The 18,789-nt window shown below is 69.9% G+C and carries 20 protein-coding genes; 13 read left to right on the plus strand and 7 right to left on the minus strand.

The window, feature by feature from the left end; genetic code table 11:
• Window positions 1–7 precede the first annotated feature (7 nt).
• Together DFJ67_RS02090 and DFJ67_RS02095 are read left to right on the plus strand one after the other, a co-directional pair.
• A complete protein-coding gene (locus tag DFJ67_RS02090) occupies window positions 8–964 on the plus strand; it encodes a C40 family peptidase (protein ID WP_116066292.1) in 957 nt (318 codons plus the stop codon).
• A 156-nt stretch (window positions 965–1,120) separates the two neighbouring features.
• Entirely contained in the window at window positions 1,121–1,579 is a 459-nt protein-coding gene (locus tag DFJ67_RS02095; RefSeq protein WP_147315392.1) for a hypothetical protein, read from the plus strand.
• Here DFJ67_RS02095 and DFJ67_RS02100 read toward each other — a convergent pair.
• From DFJ67_RS02100 to DFJ67_RS02120, 5 genes are all read right to left on the minus strand, one after another.
• Window positions 1,531–2,511: a DNA-3-methyladenine glycosylase family protein gene (locus DFJ67_RS02100; RefSeq protein WP_116066294.1), complete on the minus strand. Its 981-nt coding sequence runs from the start codon at window positions 2,509–2,511 to the stop codon at window positions 1,531–1,533. The two genes, DFJ67_RS02095 and DFJ67_RS02100, sit on opposite strands and share 49 nt — an antisense overlap.
• A gap of 76 nt (window positions 2,512–2,587) precedes the next feature.
• On the minus strand, window positions 2,588–3,511 hold the full coding sequence (locus tag DFJ67_RS02105) for a sigma-70 family RNA polymerase sigma factor (protein ID WP_409362978.1): 924 nt from the start codon (window positions 3,509–3,511) through the stop codon (window positions 2,588–2,590).
• Window positions 3,512–3,920: 409 nt separating this feature from the next.
• Window positions 3,921–4,832, minus strand: a complete 912-nt coding sequence (locus DFJ67_RS02110) for an N-acetylmuramic acid 6-phosphate etherase (protein WP_239097554.1) — start codon at window positions 4,830–4,832, stop codon at window positions 3,921–3,923.
• On the minus strand, window positions 4,829–5,707 hold the full coding sequence (locus tag DFJ67_RS02115) for a MurR/RpiR family transcriptional regulator (protein ID WP_409362977.1): 879 nt from the start codon (window positions 5,705–5,707) through the stop codon (window positions 4,829–4,831). The genes DFJ67_RS02110 and DFJ67_RS02115 overlap by 4 nt, the downstream gene beginning before the upstream one ends.
• An 81-nt stretch (window positions 5,708–5,788) precedes the next feature.
• On the minus strand, window positions 5,789–6,802 hold the full coding sequence (locus tag DFJ67_RS02120; RefSeq protein ID WP_116066297.1) for an NAD-dependent epimerase/dehydratase family protein: 1,014 nt from the start codon (window positions 6,800–6,802) through the stop codon (window positions 5,789–5,791).
• A gap of 74 nt (window positions 6,803–6,876) precedes the next feature.
• Between DFJ67_RS02120 and DFJ67_RS02125 the strand changes: the two genes are divergently transcribed.
• Entirely contained in the window at window positions 6,877–7,557 is a 681-nt protein-coding gene (locus tag DFJ67_RS02125) for an SDR family NAD(P)-dependent oxidoreductase (RefSeq protein WP_116066298.1), read from the plus strand.
• Here the strand turns inward: DFJ67_RS02125 and DFJ67_RS02130 are convergent.
• Window positions 7,532–8,206 (minus strand): dTMP kinase, encoded by a 675-nt coding sequence (locus DFJ67_RS02130; protein WP_116066299.1) that lies wholly within the window; start codon window positions 8,204–8,206, stop codon window positions 7,532–7,534. The genes DFJ67_RS02125 and DFJ67_RS02130 overlap by 26 nt on opposite strands.
• A 134-nt stretch (window positions 8,207–8,340) precedes the next feature.
• Here DFJ67_RS02130 and DFJ67_RS02135 point away from each other — a divergent pair, with 134 nt between their 5' ends.
• The 10 genes from DFJ67_RS02135 to DFJ67_RS02175 all read left to right on the plus strand — a co-directional run bounded on the left by DFJ67_RS02135 (window position 8,341) and on the right by DFJ67_RS02175 (window position 17,518).
• Window positions 8,341–8,916, plus strand: a complete 576-nt coding sequence (locus DFJ67_RS02135; protein ID WP_116066300.1) for a nucleotidyltransferase family protein — start codon at window positions 8,341–8,343, stop codon at window positions 8,914–8,916.
• Window positions 8,917–9,159, plus strand: a complete 243-nt coding sequence (locus tag DFJ67_RS02140) for a hypothetical protein (protein WP_116066301.1) — start codon at window positions 8,917–8,919, stop codon at window positions 9,157–9,159.
• Complete coding sequence (locus DFJ67_RS02145) at window positions 9,156–9,902, plus strand: metallophosphoesterase family protein (protein ID WP_116066302.1); 747 nt, start codon at window positions 9,156–9,158, stop codon at window positions 9,900–9,902. Before DFJ67_RS02140 ends, DFJ67_RS02145 begins: the two co-directional genes overlap by 4 nt.
• A gap of 5 nt (window positions 9,903–9,907) precedes the next feature.
• The gene (locus DFJ67_RS42500) at window positions 9,908–10,051 is read left to right on the plus strand and encodes a GPGG-motif small membrane protein (RefSeq protein ID WP_170215717.1); all 144 of its coding nucleotides are present in this window, start codon (window positions 9,908–9,910) and stop codon (window positions 10,049–10,051) included.
• A 204-nt stretch (window positions 10,052–10,255) separates the two neighbouring features.
• A complete protein-coding gene (locus tag DFJ67_RS02150) occupies window positions 10,256–11,080 on the plus strand; it encodes an MHYT domain-containing protein (RefSeq protein WP_116066303.1) in 825 nt (274 codons plus the stop codon).
• 264 nt (window positions 11,081–11,344) lie between these two features.
• On the plus strand, window positions 11,345–12,694 hold the full coding sequence (locus DFJ67_RS02155) for an ABC transporter substrate-binding protein (RefSeq protein ID WP_116066304.1): 1,350 nt from the start codon (window positions 11,345–11,347) through the stop codon (window positions 12,692–12,694).
• A gap of 86 nt (window positions 12,695–12,780) precedes the next feature.
• Window positions 12,781–13,845, plus strand: a complete 1,065-nt coding sequence (locus DFJ67_RS02160) for a carbohydrate ABC transporter permease (protein ID WP_116066305.1) — start codon at window positions 12,781–12,783, stop codon at window positions 13,843–13,845.
• A gap of 2 nt (window positions 13,846–13,847) precedes the next feature.
• Window positions 13,848–14,813, plus strand: a complete 966-nt coding sequence (locus DFJ67_RS02165; protein WP_116066306.1) for a carbohydrate ABC transporter permease — start codon at window positions 13,848–13,850, stop codon at window positions 14,811–14,813.
• Between the two features lie 42 nt (window positions 14,814–14,855).
• Window positions 14,856–15,878: a LacI family DNA-binding transcriptional regulator gene (locus DFJ67_RS02170; RefSeq protein ID WP_116066307.1), complete on the plus strand. Its 1,023-nt coding sequence runs from the start codon at window positions 14,856–14,858 to the stop codon at window positions 15,876–15,878.
• 11 nt (window positions 15,879–15,889) lie between these two features.
• Window positions 15,890–17,518: a glycoside hydrolase family 13 protein gene (locus tag DFJ67_RS02175; protein WP_203784299.1), complete on the plus strand. Its 1,629-nt coding sequence runs from the start codon at window positions 15,890–15,892 to the stop codon at window positions 17,516–17,518.
• Here DFJ67_RS02175 and DFJ67_RS02180 read toward each other — a convergent pair.
• On the minus strand, window positions 17,515–18,504 hold the full coding sequence (locus DFJ67_RS02180) for an IS481 family transposase (RefSeq protein ID WP_116066309.1): 990 nt from the start codon (window positions 18,502–18,504) through the stop codon (window positions 17,515–17,517). The genes DFJ67_RS02175 and DFJ67_RS02180 overlap by 4 nt on opposite strands.
• Between the last annotated feature and the right edge of the window lie 285 nt (window positions 18,505–18,789).

Consider the following 18,789-nt stretch of genomic DNA (forward strand, 5'->3'; position numbering starts at 1 on the left):
TCTGCCTTTGTCGTCAGCACGGATGTCGCTGCGTGCGCTCGTGCTGGTCGCCCTAGCGGTCGCGATAGCCGTGCCCGCGGGCGCCGCGTCGGCCGCACCGTCGGCCAGCGAGCTCACCAAGAAAATCAACAAGTCGTCTGCCGAGTTGGAGAAGGTCGTCGAGGCCTACAACAAGCTCAACGAGCAGACGAAAGCCACCAAGAAGGAAGCGGGCAGCGTGGCCTTCCGGCTGGCCCCGCTCGAGAAGAAGCTCGACGACGCGCAGGCCGATGTCGGTGACATCGCCGTCGCCGCCTACACGTCGGGTCGGCTCAGCACCGCCACCGCCCTGCTGGGTGACAGCGACACGCTGCTGTCCCGCATGTCGGCGCTGGACTCCCTGGCCCGCGAACGCCAGACCACGATCGACACGTTCCGGTCGACCCGCGACCAGCTCAGTGCCGACCAGGAACGGCTGGCCACCGTGCGCGCCCAGCAGGACGCGCAGGCCAAGGAGCTGAACGCCCGCAAGAAGAAGATCGAGGCGGACCTGGACAAGCTGTATGACCTGCGCAAGCAGGCCTATGGCTCGTCGACCTCGAGCGGGTCGTCCTACAGCGGCAAGATCCCGTCGGTGTCGGGCAAGGCCGGTGTCGCGGTCACGTTCGCCTACAACGCGATCGGCACCCCCTATGTCTGGGCCGCGGACGGTCCCGACGGCTATGACTGCTCCGGCCTGACCCTCGCCGCGTGGCGAGCGGCCGGAAAGTCGCTGCCACACAACGCCGCGATGCAGTGGGACACGGTCGCACACATCTCGCGGAGCGAGTTGAAGGCCGGTGACCTGGTCTTCTACGAGGATCTGGGGCACGTCGCGCTGTATGTCGGTGGAGGCCAGGTGATCCACGCGCCGACCTTCGGCGAGTCGGTCAAGCTGTCGTCCGTCGACATGATGAGCCCATACGGGTATGGCCGCGTGCGCTAGCTGATCCCGATCCCGGCGCGGCAGGGCCTCTGGCCCCGCCGCGCCGGGGTAACGGCGGCGCGTAACCAGCGGTGGTCGACGGTCGTTGCGGGAGCAGCCGGCCGGGTTGTGCACGATCGGGGAAAGCCCGGCGGCTCCGATCCCGAGGAGACCACCGTGGACCACTACCTGGCCGAGAGCCCGGACCACGACACGACACGGCGGACGCGACGCACGACCCTGGTCATCGGCGGTGGAGCGGCCTTCCTCCTCGCCGTCATCGGCGCGGCAGCGGTCGCGCTCACGCCCGGCGGCGACGACTCCGCGGCGCCAACGGCAAACCTCCTTCAGCAGACACAGCAGGTCTGTGACGCACCGGCCAACGGCACCCGCCTGGAGGGCGACGGCGCCCGGCTGCTGGTGGACAGCACGGGCACCGCCGACAAGAGCGGCCTGAGCCTGACCGGCCTCGAATGCGTGCTCGACGAGGCCCGGGTGCCCGAGTCGGTCAAGGAGGAGATGTTCTCCACCCGGCCCGCCGATGGCCGCCAGGAGAGCAGTTGGCCGGGCTTCACCGCCTCGTGGACCTATGACCCCGGTGAGGGGCTGGACCTGACCATCTCGCGGACGGCCTGAACCTCCTCGGGACCCTCCCGCCAGGCTGCGGCCGTGCGGGTGATGTAGGACCACCAGCCGATGTGCGGGCCGTAGCGGGCGCGCAGCTCGGCGGGCGTCGGCGGCGGCGTGCCGTAGACCTGCTCGGCCGTCAGCCGGAACTGCCGCATCTCCAGCGGCACCTCGTCAGGGCGACCCAGCCCACGCAGCAGCAGCGCGTTGGCGGTGAACGGCCCGACGCCGGGCAGGGCGAGCAGCGCGGTGCGGGCGTCGCAGTAGGGCGCGACGCGCAGCCAGGTCTCGCCCAGCCCGGCCACTCCCGCGGCCACCTCGCGGACCCGGGCGGCCCGCTGTGCGTTGCCGGCGTAGCCGCGCAGCGTCTCGTCGTCGAGCCCGGCCACCACCTCGAGCGAGGGGAACGACCGGTAGACCACGTCGTCGACGACCAGGGACGGCCCCAGCTCGGCCGCCATCCGCCGGCGACGCGCGCCGGCGAACCACTGGGTGCTGCGCTGGGTCAGCGTGAAGTAGATGGTCGCCTCGGACAGCGACGGGAAGCGGACCTGATGGAGGCCGCGCGCGACCCGCAGCACGGGCGCCATCGCCGGGTCGGCGTCGGCGATCGCATGGAAGCCGCGAAGGTCGTCGGCGAGGCCGAGCCAGCCGGCGACGGCCTGCTCGACGGCCGCGGCCTCGGCTGCGGTCAACGGCGCCGCGGCGAGCACCGCGAGCCGCACACCGCCGGTCGGACCGGCGTCGACCTGCGCCACCACGGCCGCCCCCGCGGCGGCCTTGGCGGGGTCGGGATGGGCGAACGCCCGGCGCACACAGCCGTCGGCGACCCGGTGCTCGCCGGCCATCGGCCCGAAGCCCTCGAGCGCGCGAACGCTCAGGGCGAAGTCGTAGGGAGGGGCGGCCGTCAGGACCGCCCGGTGAACAACGGAAGGTGTCATGCGGCAACGCTCCCGCACGGGTACGACAAAAACGGCCGGCGTCCAAAGGACGCCAGCCGTTTCGTTGAACCCGAACCTATGCCGCCTGTAGACCCTCTGCCCGGGCCAGCTCGCGGAGCCGGCCGAGGGCCTGGATCTCGAGCTGGCGGATCCGCTCCCGGGAGAGCGAGAACCGCGACGCGACCTCGGTGAGCGAGTGCTCGCGACCGTCCTCGAGCCCGTAGCGCGCCCGCATGATGCCGGCCGAACGGTCGTCGAGATGGTTGAGCAGGCTCTCGATGCGCTGCCGCTCGAGCGTGCTGAGCACCACGTCTTCCGGTGACGGCGCGTCCTGGTCGGCGACCAGGTCGCCGAGGTTGGTGTCGCCGTCGTCGCCGACCGGGGTGTCCAGCGAGACCGTGTCCTGCGACCAGCGGACCAGCTCGTGCACCCGCTCCACCGGCACGCCGAGCGCCGTCGCGATCTGCTCGGGCTCCGGGTCGGAACCGAGCTCGCGGGTGAGCTGGCGGGCCACGTTGCGCATCCGGTTGACGTCTTCCACCAGGTGCACGGGCAGGCGCACGGTGCGCTCCTGCTGCGCGATGGCCCGGCTGATCGCCTGCCGGATCCACCACGTTGCGTAGGTGGAGAACTTGAAGCCGCGCTCGTAGTCGAACTTCTCGACCGCGCGGACCAGGCCGGTGTTGCCCTCCTGGATCAGGTCGAGCATCGGCATGCCGGACCGCACGTAGCGCCGCGCGATCGACACGACAAGCCGCAGGTTGGCGCGGATGAACAGGTCCTTGGCCCGGTCACCGTCGACGACCACCGACTTGAGCTCTTCCCGGTCGATCCCCTCAGGAATCGTGTCCTCGTCGAGGAGGTGCTGCGCGTAGAGGCCACCCTCGATCGCCTTGGAGAGTTCCACCTCCCTGGCCGCGTCGAGCAACGGCGTCCGGGAGATCTCGTGCAGGTAGACGCCGACCAAATCGCGCTCTTCAGCGACCTGGTCCGTGCGCATCACGATGTTGTTCTCCACGTTGCCCACTGTCCCCTCGGTTACCCCAACGTTCTCGTGTTTCACACCGACCTGCCCCTCCCCGAGGTAACTCGTGAGGTGCCCCATCGGTGCTGACACCTACACAACAGTCGAAACGCTCCGGGGATTCCGTCTTGCGAGTCGAAACTGTCACGAATGCCTGAGTGCTTCCTGAGAGTGAGTGTCATATTCACCCTGCTATCTCTCAGGCTCTGAGGATCGGGTCGCGGACCGGTCGCCGTTGGCCTACCGCGCGCCCTATTTATCACACCATTTCCGGCGGTGTCCTCGCAGCGACGTAGGCCACTGCGCGGATGCGATTCGCGTCACTGCGTAGTGACACGCACCACAGAGCGCCACGGTTCACTCCGACACCAGTCAAAAGTCGGTGTCAGGCGAGCAGGGCGATCGCTTCCCGAACCTGTTGGTGAGAACGCGCGAGAGCCGCGCGGGCTTCCGTGACCGCGGCACCTGAGACCAGAGACACCAACGCGGTCTTCAGATCGCCGTCGGCGGCGGTCAACGCACGCGTGCAGTCGGGTTCCGGACAACCGGTCGCTTCCATCAGGATCGAGATCAGCCGGCCGCGCAACTTCGCGTTGGTCGCCGAGAGGTCGATCATCAGGTTGGAGTAGACCCGGCCGAGCCGGACCATCACGGTCGTGGAAAAGGCGTGCAGCACCAGTTTCTGCGCACTCGCGGCCTTCATCCGGGTTGATCCGGTGACCACTTCGGGGCCGGTGTCAAGGCCGATGAACAGGTCGACCTCGTCGCGGGCGGCCGCGTGCGGGTCGGCCGCGATCAGCGCCGTGCGGGCGCCGAGCGCACGGGCCGCACGCAAAGCGCCCAACACATAGGGGGTACGCCCGGAGGCGGCCAGGCCGACCACCAGATCCGCCGGCCGCACGCAGGTCTGCGCCTCCAGCGCACCGCCGGCGACATCGTCTTCGGCGTCTTCGATCGCGCCCCACATGGCGTCGCGTCCACCGGCCAGGTGCGGGCAGAACCAGTCTGCGGGCGAGCCGAACGTCGGCGGCAACTCGGCGGCGTCGACCACGCCGACCCGGCCGGAGGTGCCGGCGCCGAAGTAGTGCACGCGGCCCCCGGCGCGCAGCGCGTCGACGGCCAGGTCGACGCACGCGCCGACGGCGTCGAGGACGGCCGCCACCGCGCCGGGCACGGTCTGGTCGGCGTCGTTGATGACCTGGAGCACGTCGCGGGTCGGCAGCAGGTCGAGGTCGTAGGAGGACGGGTTGCGGCGTTCGGTCGGTGCCGCGACGCGAACCACCTCGGGACCGCTCACCCGCGCCGCCGCGTCACCCGGCGGGACCGCACCGCTTCCGCGGTGACCTCCAACGCCTTTCTGGCCTTGGCCCGGTTGCGGGCTGCGACGCCGACGAACAGGCAGTCGACGACGGTGAGTTGGGCGAGCCGGCTGGCGGTGGCGCCGGACCGGTAGGTGGTCTCGCGCGCCGCGGTGGTCAGCACGTGGTCGGCCACGTCGGCGATCGGCGACCGCGGGAAGTTGGTCAGCGCGACCGTGATGGCGCCCCGCGACCGGGCCACGTCGAGCACGTCGAGCACGTCGGCGGTGGTGCCGGTGTGCGAGATGCCCATCGCGACGTCGCCCTTGCCGAGCAGCGCCGCCGAGGTCAGCGCGGTGTGCACGTCTGGCCAGTAGTAGGCGGTGCGGCCGATCCGGTGCAGCTTCTGCTGGAAGTCGGAGGCGACGAAGCCGCTCGCGCCGGCGCCGTAGATCTCGATCCGGCTGGCGCCGTTGAGCGCCTCGACGACCGCCTCGCAGACCTCGGGGTCGAGTTGCTGGGCGGTCTCCTCGACGGCGCGGGCGTCGTTGAAGGCGATCGTGGCGATGATCTGGGTCAGGTCGGCACCGGGCGGGATGTCACCGCCGACCACCCGGGCGTCCGGCGGCTCGATCCGGCGGGCGGCCTCGGCGGCCAGCCGGATCCGTAGCTGCGGGTAGCCTTCGAGCCCAACGGAGCGGCAGAACCGGATGACCGTGGCCTCCGAGGTCTCGGCCGCCGTCGCCAGGTCGGTGATCGTGCGCCGGGCCGCGTCGGCCGGATCGGCGACGACGAGCCGGGCAACCCGCTGTTCGGCTGGCGACAGCGCCGGGAGCAGGCCGCTGATCTGGACGATCAGGCCCGGCTCGGGCATCGCAGAAACCTTCGCTGTCTTCGCCACGCATGAAACTTACTTTCACGCGCCGAGCGCCGTCAACTACCCGCAGCGGGGTGGTCAAGCCGACCGCGCGTGCCACTCGCGCAGGACGATCGCCTCGTCTTCCGGGGCCAAACCGCCCGGCTTCACGTCCTGCGGCGCCGTGTCCATCCAGTGGGCGGTACGCAGGGCCGTCTCGGCTATCGGGCGCGCCGGTAGACCGGCCTCCACCGAGCGGGTCGTGTCGCGGCTCTGGAAGCCGCCGTATTCGGGCAACGGCAGCCAGAGCGGCAGGGCCCGCTCCCCCGACCACGGCCGCACGTCGTGCTCGACCAGGAAGTCCTGGTCGACCCAGGTGAGGGTGGGGCCGGCCGGGGCCAGCGCGTCGCGCAGCTCGGTCAGGAACCGCACGCGCGGCATCGGCAGACCCATCCCGTCGTACGCGCCGGCAAGCCCGGTCGTGCCCGCCAGCAGCAGCCACCCGGCGAGGTCGTCGACGTCGACGAACTGCACGAGCTCGTCGGGCGCGCCCGGCGCGAGCACCTCGCCGCCCCGGCGCATCCGCGCGACCCAGTAGGGGAACCGGTCGGAGCGGTCCTCCGGACCGACGATCAGCCCGGCCCGGAGCAGGAACACCCGGTCGGCACCGATCCCGTCGCGGATCGCGTTCTCGCACGCCACCTTGCACGGGCCGTACATGTCCATCTGCCCGTCGCGCGGGTTGTCGATCTCCGGCGGGGCCGGGTCGTGCAGCTTGGCGGTGTCGGCGCGCTGCCCGGGCGTCGCGTCGTCGGGGTAGACGTTGCAGGTCGACACGAACGAGTAGTGGCCGACCCGGCCCGCGAGCGCCGCGGCGGCGTGCCGGGCGTGGCTCGGCCGGGTCGTGACGTCGACCACCGCGTCGAACGTCTCACCGTCTACTGCGGACAGACCGTCCGGCCGGTCGCGGTCGCCGGTCACGAACCGCACCCCGTCGACCGCGCCGCCGGTCGTGCCGCGGGCCAGGCAGGTCACGTCGTGCCCACCGGCCCGCGCCAGGCGGGCCACCGCCCGACCGAGAAAGACCGTTCCACCGAGTACGAGAAGTCGCATCGCCCGATCATCCGGCGGGTGTGGCGCGCCTGAACAGGGCCGTTCACTGACAGCGCAACGGTTACGGTGGGGCCATGAACGGTCGAACCGTGCTGGTGACCGGCACGCACGGCGGGCTCGGCAGTGCCGTCGTCGACGAGTTCGTCGGCGCCGGCTGGCGGGTCCTCGCCCCGGTCCGCCGCCCCCGCGACACCGGTCGCCCCGAGGTGGTCGAGGTCGCCGCCGACCTCACCGACCCGGCCGCGGTCGGTGCGGCGGTCGAGGCGGCCGCCGCCGATCCGGCCGCGCCGTTGCGTGCGGTGGTCAACCTGGTCGGCGGCTACGGCGGCGGCACCCTCGTGCACGAGACCTCGGTCGACGAGGTCGAACGGCTGCTGGCGATCAACGTCCGGCCCACCTTCCTGGCCACCTCGCTGGCCCTGCCGCACCTGCTCCGCAACGGCGGCGCGGTGGTCTGCATGGGTGCCCGCGCGGCCCTCGCGCCGTTCGCCACCGGCAGCGCCTACGCGCTGTCCAAGGCGGCGGTGCTGGCGTTCTCCAACGGGGTCGCGGCCGACTACAAGCAGCGCGGTGTGCGCTGCAACACGGTGCTGCCGAGCGTGATCGACACGCCGCAGAACCGCCGCGAACAACCCGATGCCGACTTCGGCAAATGGGTCCCGCCGGCCGAGATCGCCGCGGTGATCAGGTTCCTGGCCAGCGACGAGTCGGCGCCGACCAGCGGCGCCGCTATTCCGGTGTACGGACGGGCGTGACCGGGCCGGTCGGGTCGAGGTCGGGCGGCAGCGTGAGCGGCGGCAGCCAGGGCCGCAGCGCGGCCAGCACCGCGGTGGTGACCTCGTCCGGCGCGCCGCCGGCGTCGACGACCAGGAACCCGGCGGCTTCGGGCAGCGACCGGTAAGCCGCGTCGGCGGCGGTCAGGTAGCTCAGGCTCTCGTGGTCGGTGCCGCGCGCCTCGATCCGGGCGTAGGCGTCGCGCGGGTCGATCGCCAGCAGCACGGTGACGTCGGGCGCCGGGAACAGCCCGTAGGCCAGCCGGGCGAACCGCTCGCCCCGGCCGCCCGCGTGTGCCCGGATGCTCACGTATTGGCAGACGGCGTGGCGGTCCATCACCGCGAGGTCGCCGCCGAACGCCGAGCGCACCGAGGTGCGGGCGATCGCGAGCCAGCGCAGCACCGACTCGACCAGCAGCATCCCGCGGCGGCCGAACAGACCGGGCCCGTCGGGCCGGCCGACCCGCCGGGCGAAATGGCCGAACCAGGCCCGCCCGCCGGCGTTCTGCCGGTAGCGCGCCGGCACCCCCGCGTCGGCGAGCACCACCGCCACCCGGTTGGCCTGGGTCGTCTTGCCGGACCCGTCGATGCCAACCAGCGCGACCGTTCGCAGCCGCCTGTTACCCGCCATGCCGGACAACGGTAGCGGGCCGGGGCACGCCGAGTCACTAATGGGATGAACCCGCAGCAATCACCCTCGTTACAGGTGTGAGGCCCTGGACCCACGGGTACGGGGATGGTTCCTGACATGACGGGAGAGGCCACATGGCATCGCACGGGGACGATTCGCTGCTGCTGACCCTCAAGCGGGTCGCGGCCGTCCTCAAGCAGGAGGAGATTCCGTTCGCGCTCGCCGGCAGCTTCGCCGTGTATGCGCACGGTGGGCACTCCAGCGACCACGACGTCGACTTCCTGATCAAGGAGGAGGACGCCGAGCGGTCGCTGGCCGCGCTGGTCGAGGCCGGCTTCACCGCCGAGCGCCCGCCGGAGGACTGGCTGGTCAAGGTCTACGACGAAGACGGCCACCTGGTCGACCTGATCCATCGCCCGATCGAGAGCCCGGTGACCGACGAGACATTCGGCGACACCGTGACCCGCACGGTCGACGCGATCCAGATGCCGGTGCTCTCCGCGACCGGGCTGATGGTGCACAAGCTGCTCAGCTTCTCCCAGCACTACTGCGACTTCGCCCGGGGCCTCCCGCTGGCCCGCTCGCTGCGCGAGCAGATCGACTGGGACCGGGTACGCAAGGAGACCGCGCAGTCGCCGTACGCCGAAGCGTTTCTGGTTTTGCTCGATCGGCTCGATGTCGTGCCCTACCCCGGTTACCGGAGGGACTGAATGAACGACTACACGGAGGCCGAGGTGCAACGCGCCCTGGCCGAGGATCTCGGCGTCGCCGAGCAGGGCATCACGGTGGTCCGCGCCGACACCGGGCTGGTGCTGGGCGGCGAGGTGGAGAGCCCGCACCGGCGCGACGAGATCGTCCGGCTGGTGCACGAGCGGTTTCCGGGCGTCGCGTTCGCGGTCGACATCGGGGTGACCCGGGCGGGCGCACCGACCGAGGCGGAGGAGCTCGCGTGATCAGAATCGCTGCCGTCGGCGACGTGCACATCGACCGCGACGTGCTCGGCCGGTTCCGGCCCGCGCTGGAGGAGCTGCCCGGCCAGGCCGACGTGCTGCTGCTCGCCGGCGACCTGACCCGGCACGGCACCGAGGCCGAGGCCAAGTGCGTGGCCACCGAGTTCGGCGGGCTCGGCGTACCCGTGATCGCGGTGCTCGGTAACCACGATCATCATTGCGACGAGGTGCCGGGCGTGCTCGCCGCGCTGACCGACGCCGGCATCACGGTGCTCGAAGGCGACAGCACCGTGGTCGACATCGACGGCGTCCGGCTCGGCGTCGCGGGCGTGAAGGGCTTCGGTGGCGGGTTCGCCGGCCGGTGCGCAAGCGAGTTCGGCGAGCCGGAGATGAAGGCGTTCGTGCGCACCACCGGCGTCGTCGCCGAACGGCTCGGCACGGCGCTGCGCGACCTCGACTGCGACGTGCGGGTGGCGCTGACCCACTACGCCCCCGTGCCCGACACGCTCGCCGGCGAGCCGCTGGAGATCTACCCGTTCCTCGGGTCCTACCTGCTCGGGCAGGCGATCGACTCGGCGCCGACGGCGCTGGCCGTGCACGGGCACGCGCACCACGGCAGCGAGCGCGGGCGCACCCCCGGCGGGGTCCGGGTCCGCAATGTGGCCCACCCCGTCATCAAACAGGCGTACAGCGTGTTCAACCTCGCTCCGGAACACGTTTCTCGGCCGGCGCCCTCGGGTATTTGATCTGCATGGACCTACTTCTTTGGATCCTCGCAGTGATCCTCGTCGTCGCCGGCATCTTCGCGCTGTTCCGGCGGCAGATCCTGTGGGGTGTCGTGCTCATCATCGTCGGCCTGCTCGTGGGCCCCGGCGGCGTCAGCATCTTCAGTTGACGCCGGACCTACCGGGCCGGTGACCACCGGCCCACCCACCCCCCATCCCCTCGACCCGTCCGGGGTCGTCGGCACGGACCACCCCTGGTGGACCGGTCGACGACCCCGGTCGCGTTAGCCCGATCCGTCGGGTTGTTTGCCTGCGCGTGATTAGCCGGACACTCTGTGCGTCGATTTTTCGGGCGTGCGTGCGGGGATTGCCAGGTGGCAGAGATTCATCACTTTGCACATGGCGCCTTCAACCCGATAGCGGCCTACCTGCTGGCCTTCATCGGATCGTTGCTCGGCCTGGTGTGCACCGCGCGGGCACGCGCGACCCGTCAACGGTCCCGGCGCACCCGCTGGCTCGTGCTCGCCTCGATCGCGATCGGCGGCGCCGGGATCTGGCTGATGCACTTCATGGCGATGCTCGGCTTCTCCGTGCCGGCCAGCCCGCTGCGCTACGACCCCTACCTGACCATGTCGAGCCTCGCGCTCTCGGTGCTCACCGTTGGCGCCGGGTTGTTCATCGTCGGCTTCGGCCGGCGGCGCTGGCTGCGGATCATCGGCGGCGGCTTCGTCACCGGGATCGGCGTGGTCGCGATGCACTACACCGGCATGCTCGCGATGCGGGTCTACGGCAACATCAGCTACGACCCGCGGCTGGTCCTCGCGTCGATCGGCGTCGCGGTGGTCGCGGCGACGGTGGCCCTGTGGTTCACCGTCACGGTCGGCAGTTGGCCGCGCATCACGATGGCCGCGGCGGTGATGGCGCTTGCGGTGTGCGGCATGCACTACACCGGCATGGCCGCGCTGCACGTCCGGCTGCACGAGTCCGGCATCCATCACGTCCAGGGCGTTTCGCCCATGCAACTGCTCGTGCCCATCGTCCTGATCTCCTCCGCGGCGCTGATCGGCATGGCGTTCAGCGGTCTCAAGGCGATGACCGAGGAGGAGTTCGCCGCCCCACCGGCGCCGCCGAGCACCGGCGGTCGGCACTCCGAGACACCGTTCACGGTCGCGCTGCGACCCGGCAGCGAGACGTTCTGACCGGTCCCGCCGGACGGACCCGAGGCGTCCGGTAGTGCCGTCGAACGGCGAAATGCCCGCCTGGAGCGTTTCCAGACGGGCATTTCCATATTTGTCTAGGTGACAACGGTGCATTTCTTTCTGTAAGTTTCTCGATTGTTACATCGTCGTGCCTTCCACGATCTGGACGGACCTCCGTGCAAGCGCTTGCATGTGAACACGCCCACATTCGACACCGGCACCGGGCAAGCGCGCCCGTGATCGTCGGCAAGGAAGGAGGACGGCATGGCGGTCTCCACCAGACCTCGCCAAGCCCTCGTGCTGGCCACCACTCTGGCGCTGGCCCTCAGCGCCGCCGCTTGCAGCGGCGACAGTGGTGACGGCGACAGCACCGCAGGCAGCTCACCCGAGTGCGCTGCCTTCGACAAATACAGTGGCAGTGACGGCACCACCGTTTCGATCTACTCGTCCATTCGTGACGCCGAGGCTGACCTCCTCGAGGAGTCCTGGAAGTCGTTCGAGGACTGCACCGGCATCACCATCGAATATGAGGGCAGCGGCGAGTTCGAGGCGCAGCTGCCGGTGAAGGTCGACGGCGGCAACGCCCCCGACATCGCCTTTGTCCCGCAGCCGGGCCTGCTCAAGCGCTTCGCCGATGCCGGCAAGCTCAAGGAGGCCTCGGCCGACACCAAGGCGATGGCCGAGGCCAACTACCCGAAGGAATGGCTCGACTACGCGACCGTCGGCGGCAAGTTCTACGGCGCGCCGTTCGGCTCCAACGTCAAGTCCTTCGTCTGGTACTCGCCGAAGCTGTTCGCCGAGAAGGGCTGGAAGGTCCCGACCACCTGGGACGAGATGACCGCGCTCAGCGACACCATCGCTGCCGCCGGCATCAAGCCGTGGTGCGCGGGCATCGAGTCCGGTGACGCGACCGGTTGGCCGGCCACCGACTGGATCGAAGACGTCATGCTCCGCGACGCCGGCGCCGACGTCTACGACCAGTGGGTCAACCACACCATCCCGTTCAACGACCCCAAGGTCGCCTCGGCGGTCGACCGGGTGGGCAAGATCCTGAAGGACCCGAAGTACGTCAACGGCGGCTTCGGTGACGTCAAGAGCATCGCGACCACCTCCTTCCAGGAGGGTGGCACGCCGATCCTCGAGAACAAGTGCACGATGTACCGGATGGCGTCGTTCTACGCCAACCAGTGGCCCGAGGGCACCAAGGTCGCCGAAGACGGCGACGTGTTCGCCTTCTACCTGCCGGCCGTCGACCCGGCCAAGGGCAAGCCGGTCCTCGGCGGTGGCGAGTTCACCGTCGCGTTCGCCGACCGTCCCGAGGTCCAGAAGGTGCAGACCTACCTGGCTTCCGGCGAGGCCGCCAACACCCGCGCCAAGCTCGGCAACTGGGTGTCGGCCAACAACAAGCTGGAGATCGCCAACGTCGGCAACCCGATCGACAAGCTGGCCGTCGAGATCCTCCAGGACAAGAGCGCCGTCTTCCGGTTCGACGGTTCCGACCTGATGCCCGCCGCCGTCGGCGCCGGGACGTTCTGGAAGGGCATGGTCGACTGGATCAACGGCAAGAGCACCACTGAGGTGCTCAACCAGATCGAGAACTCCTGGCCCAAGTAAGGCCTTGAAACGGTGGCCGGCCCCGCGGGGCCGGCCACCGTTTCACTCAAACCACCTTGTCACAAGCTCACATCCCTGGAGGGCGGATGGAGTTCCAAGACTTCGCGCCGAAGCTGACGATGTTGCTGTACGGCGTAATCGCGTTCGTGGTGGTGGTCGGTGGACTGCTGCTCCTGCTCGACGTCGTGCCCAACTTCTTCGCCCGGCGCCGCGAGGCCGCCCTCATCGCCGCCGCCGAGGCGCCGGCCGACGGAGCCGCCCCCGGTGCGCCGCCCCGGCGCGGGCTGCGTAGGAAGCGCGAAGGCCTGCTGGGCCTCGCATTCATGATCCCCGCCCTGTTGCTGCTGCTGATCGGCCTGGTCATCCCGGCGATCCGGACCATCATCCTGTCGCTCTTCAACGGCAACGGTGAGAAGTTCGTCGGCCTGCGCAACTACGGATGGATCTTCCAAGAGAACGACATCATCCGGGTCCTGATCAACACCCTGGCCTGGGTCATCCTGGTGCCGCTGCTGGCCACGTCGGTCGGCCTGCTCTACGCGGTGATGATCGACCGGGCCCGGTTCGAGTCGGTGGCCAAATCGCTGATCTTCCTGCCGATGGCCATCTCGTTCGTCGGCGCCGGCATCATCTGGAAGTTCGTCTACGCCTACCGCGGCGAGGGCGACCAGATCGGCCTGCTCAACTGGCTCTGGGTGACCGTGGGCGGCACGCCGCAGCAGTGGCTGCTCGACCCGCCGCTCAACACGCTGCTGCTGATCGTCGTCATGGTGTGGATCCAGGCCGGCTTCTCGATGGTCATCCTGTCGGCGGCCATCAAGGCGATCCCGGCCGACATCGTCGAAGCCGCCCGGCTCGACGGCGTCACGCCCTGGCAGATGTTCTGGCGGGTCACGCTGCCGAGCATCCGGCCCTCGCTGATCGTCGTGGTCGTCACCATCACGATCGCCACGCTCAAGGTCTTCGACATCGTCCGGACGATGACCAACGGCAACTACGACACCAACGTCGTCGCGCTCGAGATGTATAACCAGGCCTTCCGTTACCAGGAGAACGGCCAGGGCTCCGCGCTCGCCGTCTTCCTGTTCATCCTGGTCATCCCGATCGTCATCTTCCAGATCCGCAACCTGCGCCGCCAGCGGGAGGTTTGAGAATGACTACCACGACCCCCGTCCTCGCCGGCGAGACCGTCGACGAAGCACCACCGCGCACCGCGGTCGGCCGGGTGCGCAAGAAGCTCACCAGCCGCACCGCGACGACCGTGTCGATCGTCATCGCGCTGCTCTGGACGGTGCCGACGTTCGGCCTGCTGCTGTCGTCGTTCCGGCCCGAAGACGAGATCAAGACGACCGGCTGGTGGACGTTCTTCACCAGCCCGCACCTGACCTTGCAGAACTACGACGATGTCCTCTTCGGACGGTCGTCGTCCTCCGGCCAGCTGGCCCTCTACTTCATCAACTCGCTGGTCATCACGATCCCGTCGGTGCTGTTCCCGATCGCGTTCGCCGCCCTGGCCGCCTACGCGCTGTCGTGGATCAACTTCCGCGGTCGCGACTGGCTCTACATCGTCGTCTTCGCGCTCCAGATCGTGCCGTTGCAGATGGCGCTCGTACCCCTGCTGAGCTTCTTCTCCCGTGGTGTCTCCCTCGGTGGCGTCACGCTGATGCCGGCGTGGGATCTCGACCAGGAGCAGAAGTTCATCCAGGTCTGGTTCGCGCACACCTGTTTCGCGCTGCCGTTCGCGATCTTCCTGCTGCACAACTTCATCTCGCAGCTACCAGGCGAGCTGATGGAGGCGGCCCGGGTCGACGGCGCGGGGCACTCGAAGATCTTCCGGAGCATCGTGCTGCCGCTGATCACCCCCGCACTCGCGTCGCTGGCGATCTTCCAGTTCCTCTGGGTCTGGAACGACCTGCTGGTCGCGTTGATCTTCTCGGGTGGCGGTCGACAAACGGCTCCGCTGACCGTGCGACTGGCCGACCTCGCCGGCACGAGAGGCGGCGAGTGGCAACGCCTGACGGCTGGCGCGTTCGTGTCGATCGTCATACCGCTGATCGTCTTCCTGTCCCTACAGCGTTATTTCGTACGGGGACTGTTGACCGGCAGCGTCAAGGGCTGATTCCCGCCAGTGACCGTCCTTCCGCACGTGAGGTGACGGACCATGACGAGGATCGACGACGTAGCCCGGCTGGCGGGCGTCTCCACCGCCACCGTGTCCCGGGCATTGCGCGGCCTGCCAACGGTCTCGCAATCGACCCGGGAGCGGGTGCTGGAGGCGGCCTCCCAGCTGGGCTACATCGCCTCGCCCAGCGCCTCCCGGCTCGCCGGGGGCAAGACCCGGGCGGTCGCGGTGGTCGTCCCACGGATCACGCCATGGTTCTTCAGCACCGTCGTCGAGGCCGCCGAAGAGCGGCTGCACCGGGCCGGCTACGACCTGTTGCTCTTCAACCTCGGCGGCAGCGAGCACGCCCGGCAGCGCCTGCTCTACACCAGCACGCTGCACAAACGGGTCGACGCGCTGATGCTGGTGGCGACACCACTGGCCGAAAACGACTTCGCCGCGGTCACCGGCCTCGCGCTGCCCGGCGTGACGGTCAGTGCCGGCACGCCGGTGCCGGGCTGGCCGAGCGTGCGGATCGACGACATCGCGACCGCGCGCACGGCCACCGACCATCTCCTCTCGCTCGGCCACCGGCGGATCGCGCACATCTCCGGTGACTCGACCGACGAACTCGCCATCTCCACCCACCTCGACCGCCGGCACGGCTTCCAGCAACGGATGCGCTCCCGGGGCATCGAGCCCGACCCGGCGCTCGACGTCGAGGCCACGTTCACCATCGCCGGCGGCAGCAAGGCCACCGCGGAACTGCTCCGCCGGGGCGACCCGCCGACCGCGATCTTCGCCGCCTCCGACGAGATGGCGATGGGCGCGATCGCCACGCTGCGCTCGGCCGGCCTGCGGGTCCCCGACGATGTCAGCGTGATCGGCGTCGACGACCACGACGTCGCCGGTGTGGTCGGGCTCACGACGGTCGCCCAACCGGCCGCCGCGCAGGGCCGGATCGCGGCAGAAACCCTGCTCGGCCCGCTGCGCGGCAACGTCGACGAGTACGGTGACCGGTCCGTGGTGCTGCCCACCCAACTGGTCGTCCGCGACTCGACGGCGCCGCCGCGGGAATCCTAGAAATCTATTGCTTGGAGTACACCGTGAAGTGGTGGCGCGACGCCGTCATCTACCAGGTTTACCCGCGCTCGTTCGCCGACTCCGACGGCGACGGCATCGGCGACCTGCCCGGCATCATCAGCCGGCTCGACCACCTGGCCGACCTCGGCGTCGACGCCGTGTGGCTGTCGCCGTTCTACCCGTCGCCGCAGGCCGACGCGGGCTACGACGTGGCCGACTACCGCGACGTCGACCCGATCTTCGGCCGCCTCGACGACGCCGACAAGCTGATCACCGAGGCACACGCCCGGCGGATCCGGGTGATCGTCGACCTGGTGCCCAACCACACCTCGTCGCGACACGTCTGGTTCCAGGCGGCCCTCGCGGCCGCACCCGGCAGCCCCGAACGCGACCGCTACGTCTTCCGCGACGGCCGCGGCCCTTCCGGTGACGAGCCGCCGAACAGCTGGCAGAGCGTCTTCGGCGGCGGCGCCTGGACCCGGGTCCCCGACGGCCAGTGGTATCTGCACCTCTTCGACGTGGCGCAGCCCGACCTCAACTGGGACAACCCGGAGGTCCGCGCCGAGTTCGAAGACATCCTGCGCTTCTGGCTCGACCGCGGCGTCGACGGCTTCCGGGTCGACGTCGCGCACGGCCTGGTCAAGCAGGCCGACCTGGCCGACTGGCACCTGCCGATGGTCCCGCTGACCGGCGAGGGCACCGAGGGCGGCGCCCGGCCGCCGATGTGGGACCAGGACGGCGTACACGAGATCTACCGCCGCTGGCGCAAAATCCTCGACAGCTACCCGGGCGACCGCATCCTGGTCGCCGAGGCGTGGGTGCAGCCGGCCGAGCGGCTCGCGGCCTACGTCCGCCCCGACGAGATGCACCAGGCGTTCAACTTCGAATACCTGGAGGCTTCCTGGACGGCGGCCGCCCAGCGCTCGGTGATCACGCGTTCGCTGGCCGCGAGCGCCGCGGTCGGTGCGCCGACCACCTGGGTCCTCTCCAACCACGACGTGCTCCGGCACGCCTCCCGGCTCGGGCTGCCGGTGGGCGAGGTCCGCCCCAACGGCATCGGGGCGGGCGACCCGCAGCCCGATGCCGCCCTTGGCCTGCGCCGCGCCCGTGCGGCGACGCTGCTGATGCTCGGGCTGCCGGGGTCGGCCTACCTCTACCAGGGCGAGGAGCTCGGTCTCCCGGAGCACACCACGCTGCCCGACGAGGTCCGCCAAGACCCGACGTTCTTCCGCACCGGGGGCTCGTCGGTCGGGCGCGACGGCTGCCGGGTGCCGATCCCGTGGTCGGGTTCTGCGCCGTCATTCGGCTTTGGCCCGACCGACAAGACCTGGCTGCCACAGCCGGCGGTGTTCGGCGAGCTCGCCCTGGACCGGCAGCAGGGGGTGCCGGGTTCGACGTACGAGATGTATGTGGCAGCGCTCCGGTTGCGCCGCGCACACGAACTCGGGGACGGCGCACTGACGTGGGTGGCCGGGGCGGACGAGGTGGTCGCCTTCCACAACGGCACCGTGCTGGTCCTGACCAACTTCGGCTCAGCACCGGCACCCCTGCCGGAGGGGGCTGAGGTCCTGCTGTCCAGCGAGCCGTTGGCCGGCCGCGAGGTCCCGACCGACGTCACCGTCTGGGCCAAGCTGGCCTAGCTGTGCTGTCCAGCCAGGTTGGTAAGGCGGGTGATGGGTGGCTGGCCGCCGATCGCGGTGTGGGGTCGGTGGTGATTGTAGAAGTGCAGCCATCGGGGTAGGGCCGCGCGGCGGTGGTGTTCGGTGGGGTAGAACCGATCGATCGCCCAGGCGTTAAGGGTGCGGTGGAACCGTTCGATCTTGCCGTTGGTCTGGGGCCGGTAGGGGCGGGTCTTCTTGACGGTGATGCCGAGCTGGGTGCAGGTCTCGCGCCAGAGGCGGGAGCGGTAGGCCGAGCCGTTGTCGGACAGCACCCTTTGCACTCGGACGCCGCGGGCGGCGAACCAAGCCACTGCGCGGGTCAAGACTGCAGCTGCGGTTATGGCGGTCTCGTCGTTGTGGATTTCGGCGTAGGCGACGCGGGAGTGGTCGTCGATGACGGTGTGGACGTGGGCGGTGCCCATCTTCGGGTTGCGGTAGGCGCTGCGGGGCTTGCCGGTGGTCGCGGCGCGGTGTCGCTTGCCTTGGACGCGGCCGACGTATCGCCAGCCGCCGCCGTCGGGGATGTTGCCGAGTTTCTTGACGTCGACGTGGATCAGGGCGCCCGCGGTGTCGTGTTCGTAGCGGCGGATCGGTTCACCGGTGCGTCGATCGATGTGGGAGAGCCGGTTGATCCGGGCACGGACCAGGACCGCGTGCACGGTGGAGGCGGCCATCCCGAGACGGGCGGCGATCGCGACAGGGCCGAGTCGGTGCCGCCACCGCAAGTACACGATCTTGCGGACCAGGTCGCGGCGGGTGCGGGTCGGGGTGTGGAGTGGGCGGCTGGACCGGTCCTGCATACCCGCGGCTCCCATCGCGAGATACCGGTCGACCCACCGTTTCGCGGTGCGGTAGGAGACATCGAATCGGCGGGAGGCCGCGGAGACCGTCCAGCGCTCATCGACGACCAGGCGGGCGAGTTTGAGGCGTGCTTTCGGGGTCAGGGCTGCGTTAGCGTGTGCCACGAGGCCTCCAGGTCAGGTGAAGCGGTTCTTCGACAGCTCCACTTCACGACCGGAGGCCTCACCCTTTCAAGACCTAGATCGTCTCGTCACACAACCTTGACCAACCTCCCTGGACAGCACACCTAGCCCGTCGCCGCCGTAGCCAAGCGGAGGCCAGCGCACCTATTGGCCTCCGCTTCGCGGGTAACACTCGGCTCAGCCGCAACGACACCGGGCGTCAATCTCCGCTTGCCCCGGGACCCTCGGCCCGCGGTAGCGAAACCCCCGGCGCTGACCCCGTTCGGG

Source organism: Asanoa ferruginea (genome assembly GCF_003387075.1).
Taxonomy (GTDB): Bacteria; Actinomycetota; Actinomycetes; order Mycobacteriales; family Micromonosporaceae; genus Asanoa; species Asanoa ferruginea.

Bases quoted from the DNA above. Each gene is read 5' to 3' on its own strand.
- DFJ67_RS02100 (WP_116066294.1), bottom strand. From the start codon at position 2,511: ATGACACCTTCCGTTGTTCACCGGGCGGTCCTGACGGCCGCCCCTCCC.
- DFJ67_RS02105 (WP_409362978.1), bottom strand. From the start codon at position 3,511: ATGCGCACGGACCAGGTCGCTGAAGAGCGCGATTTGGTCGGCGTCTAC.
- DFJ67_RS02115 (WP_409362977.1), bottom strand. From the start codon at position 5,707: ATGCCCGAGCCGGGCCTGATCGTCCAGATCAGCGGCCTGCTCCCGGCG.
- DFJ67_RS02120 (WP_116066297.1), bottom strand. From the start codon at position 6,802: ATGCGACTTCTCGTACTCGGTGGAACGGTCTTTCTCGGTCGGGCGGTG.
- DFJ67_RS02125 (WP_116066298.1), top strand. From the start codon at position 6,877: ATGAACGGTCGAACCGTGCTGGTGACCGGCACGCACGGCGGGCTCGGC.
- DFJ67_RS02130 (WP_116066299.1), bottom strand. From the start codon at position 8,206: ATGGCGGGTAACAGGCGGCTGCGAACGGTCGCGCTGGTTGGCATCGAC.
- DFJ67_RS02135 (WP_116066300.1), top strand. From the start codon at position 8,341: ATGGCATCGCACGGGGACGATTCGCTGCTGCTGACCCTCAAGCGGGTC.
- DFJ67_RS02140 (WP_116066301.1), top strand. From the start codon at position 8,917: ATGAACGACTACACGGAGGCCGAGGTGCAACGCGCCCTGGCCGAGGAT.
- DFJ67_RS42500 (WP_170215717.1), top strand. From the start codon at position 9,908: ATGGACCTACTTCTTTGGATCCTCGCAGTGATCCTCGTCGTCGCCGGC.
- DFJ67_RS02155 (WP_116066304.1), top strand. From the start codon at position 11,345: ATGGCGGTCTCCACCAGACCTCGCCAAGCCCTCGTGCTGGCCACCACT.
- DFJ67_RS02160 (WP_116066305.1), top strand. From the start codon at position 12,781: ATGGAGTTCCAAGACTTCGCGCCGAAGCTGACGATGTTGCTGTACGGC.
- DFJ67_RS02165 (WP_116066306.1), top strand. From the start codon at position 13,848: ATGACTACCACGACCCCCGTCCTCGCCGGCGAGACCGTCGACGAAGCA.
- DFJ67_RS02170 (WP_116066307.1), top strand. From the start codon at position 14,856: ATGACGAGGATCGACGACGTAGCCCGGCTGGCGGGCGTCTCCACCGCC.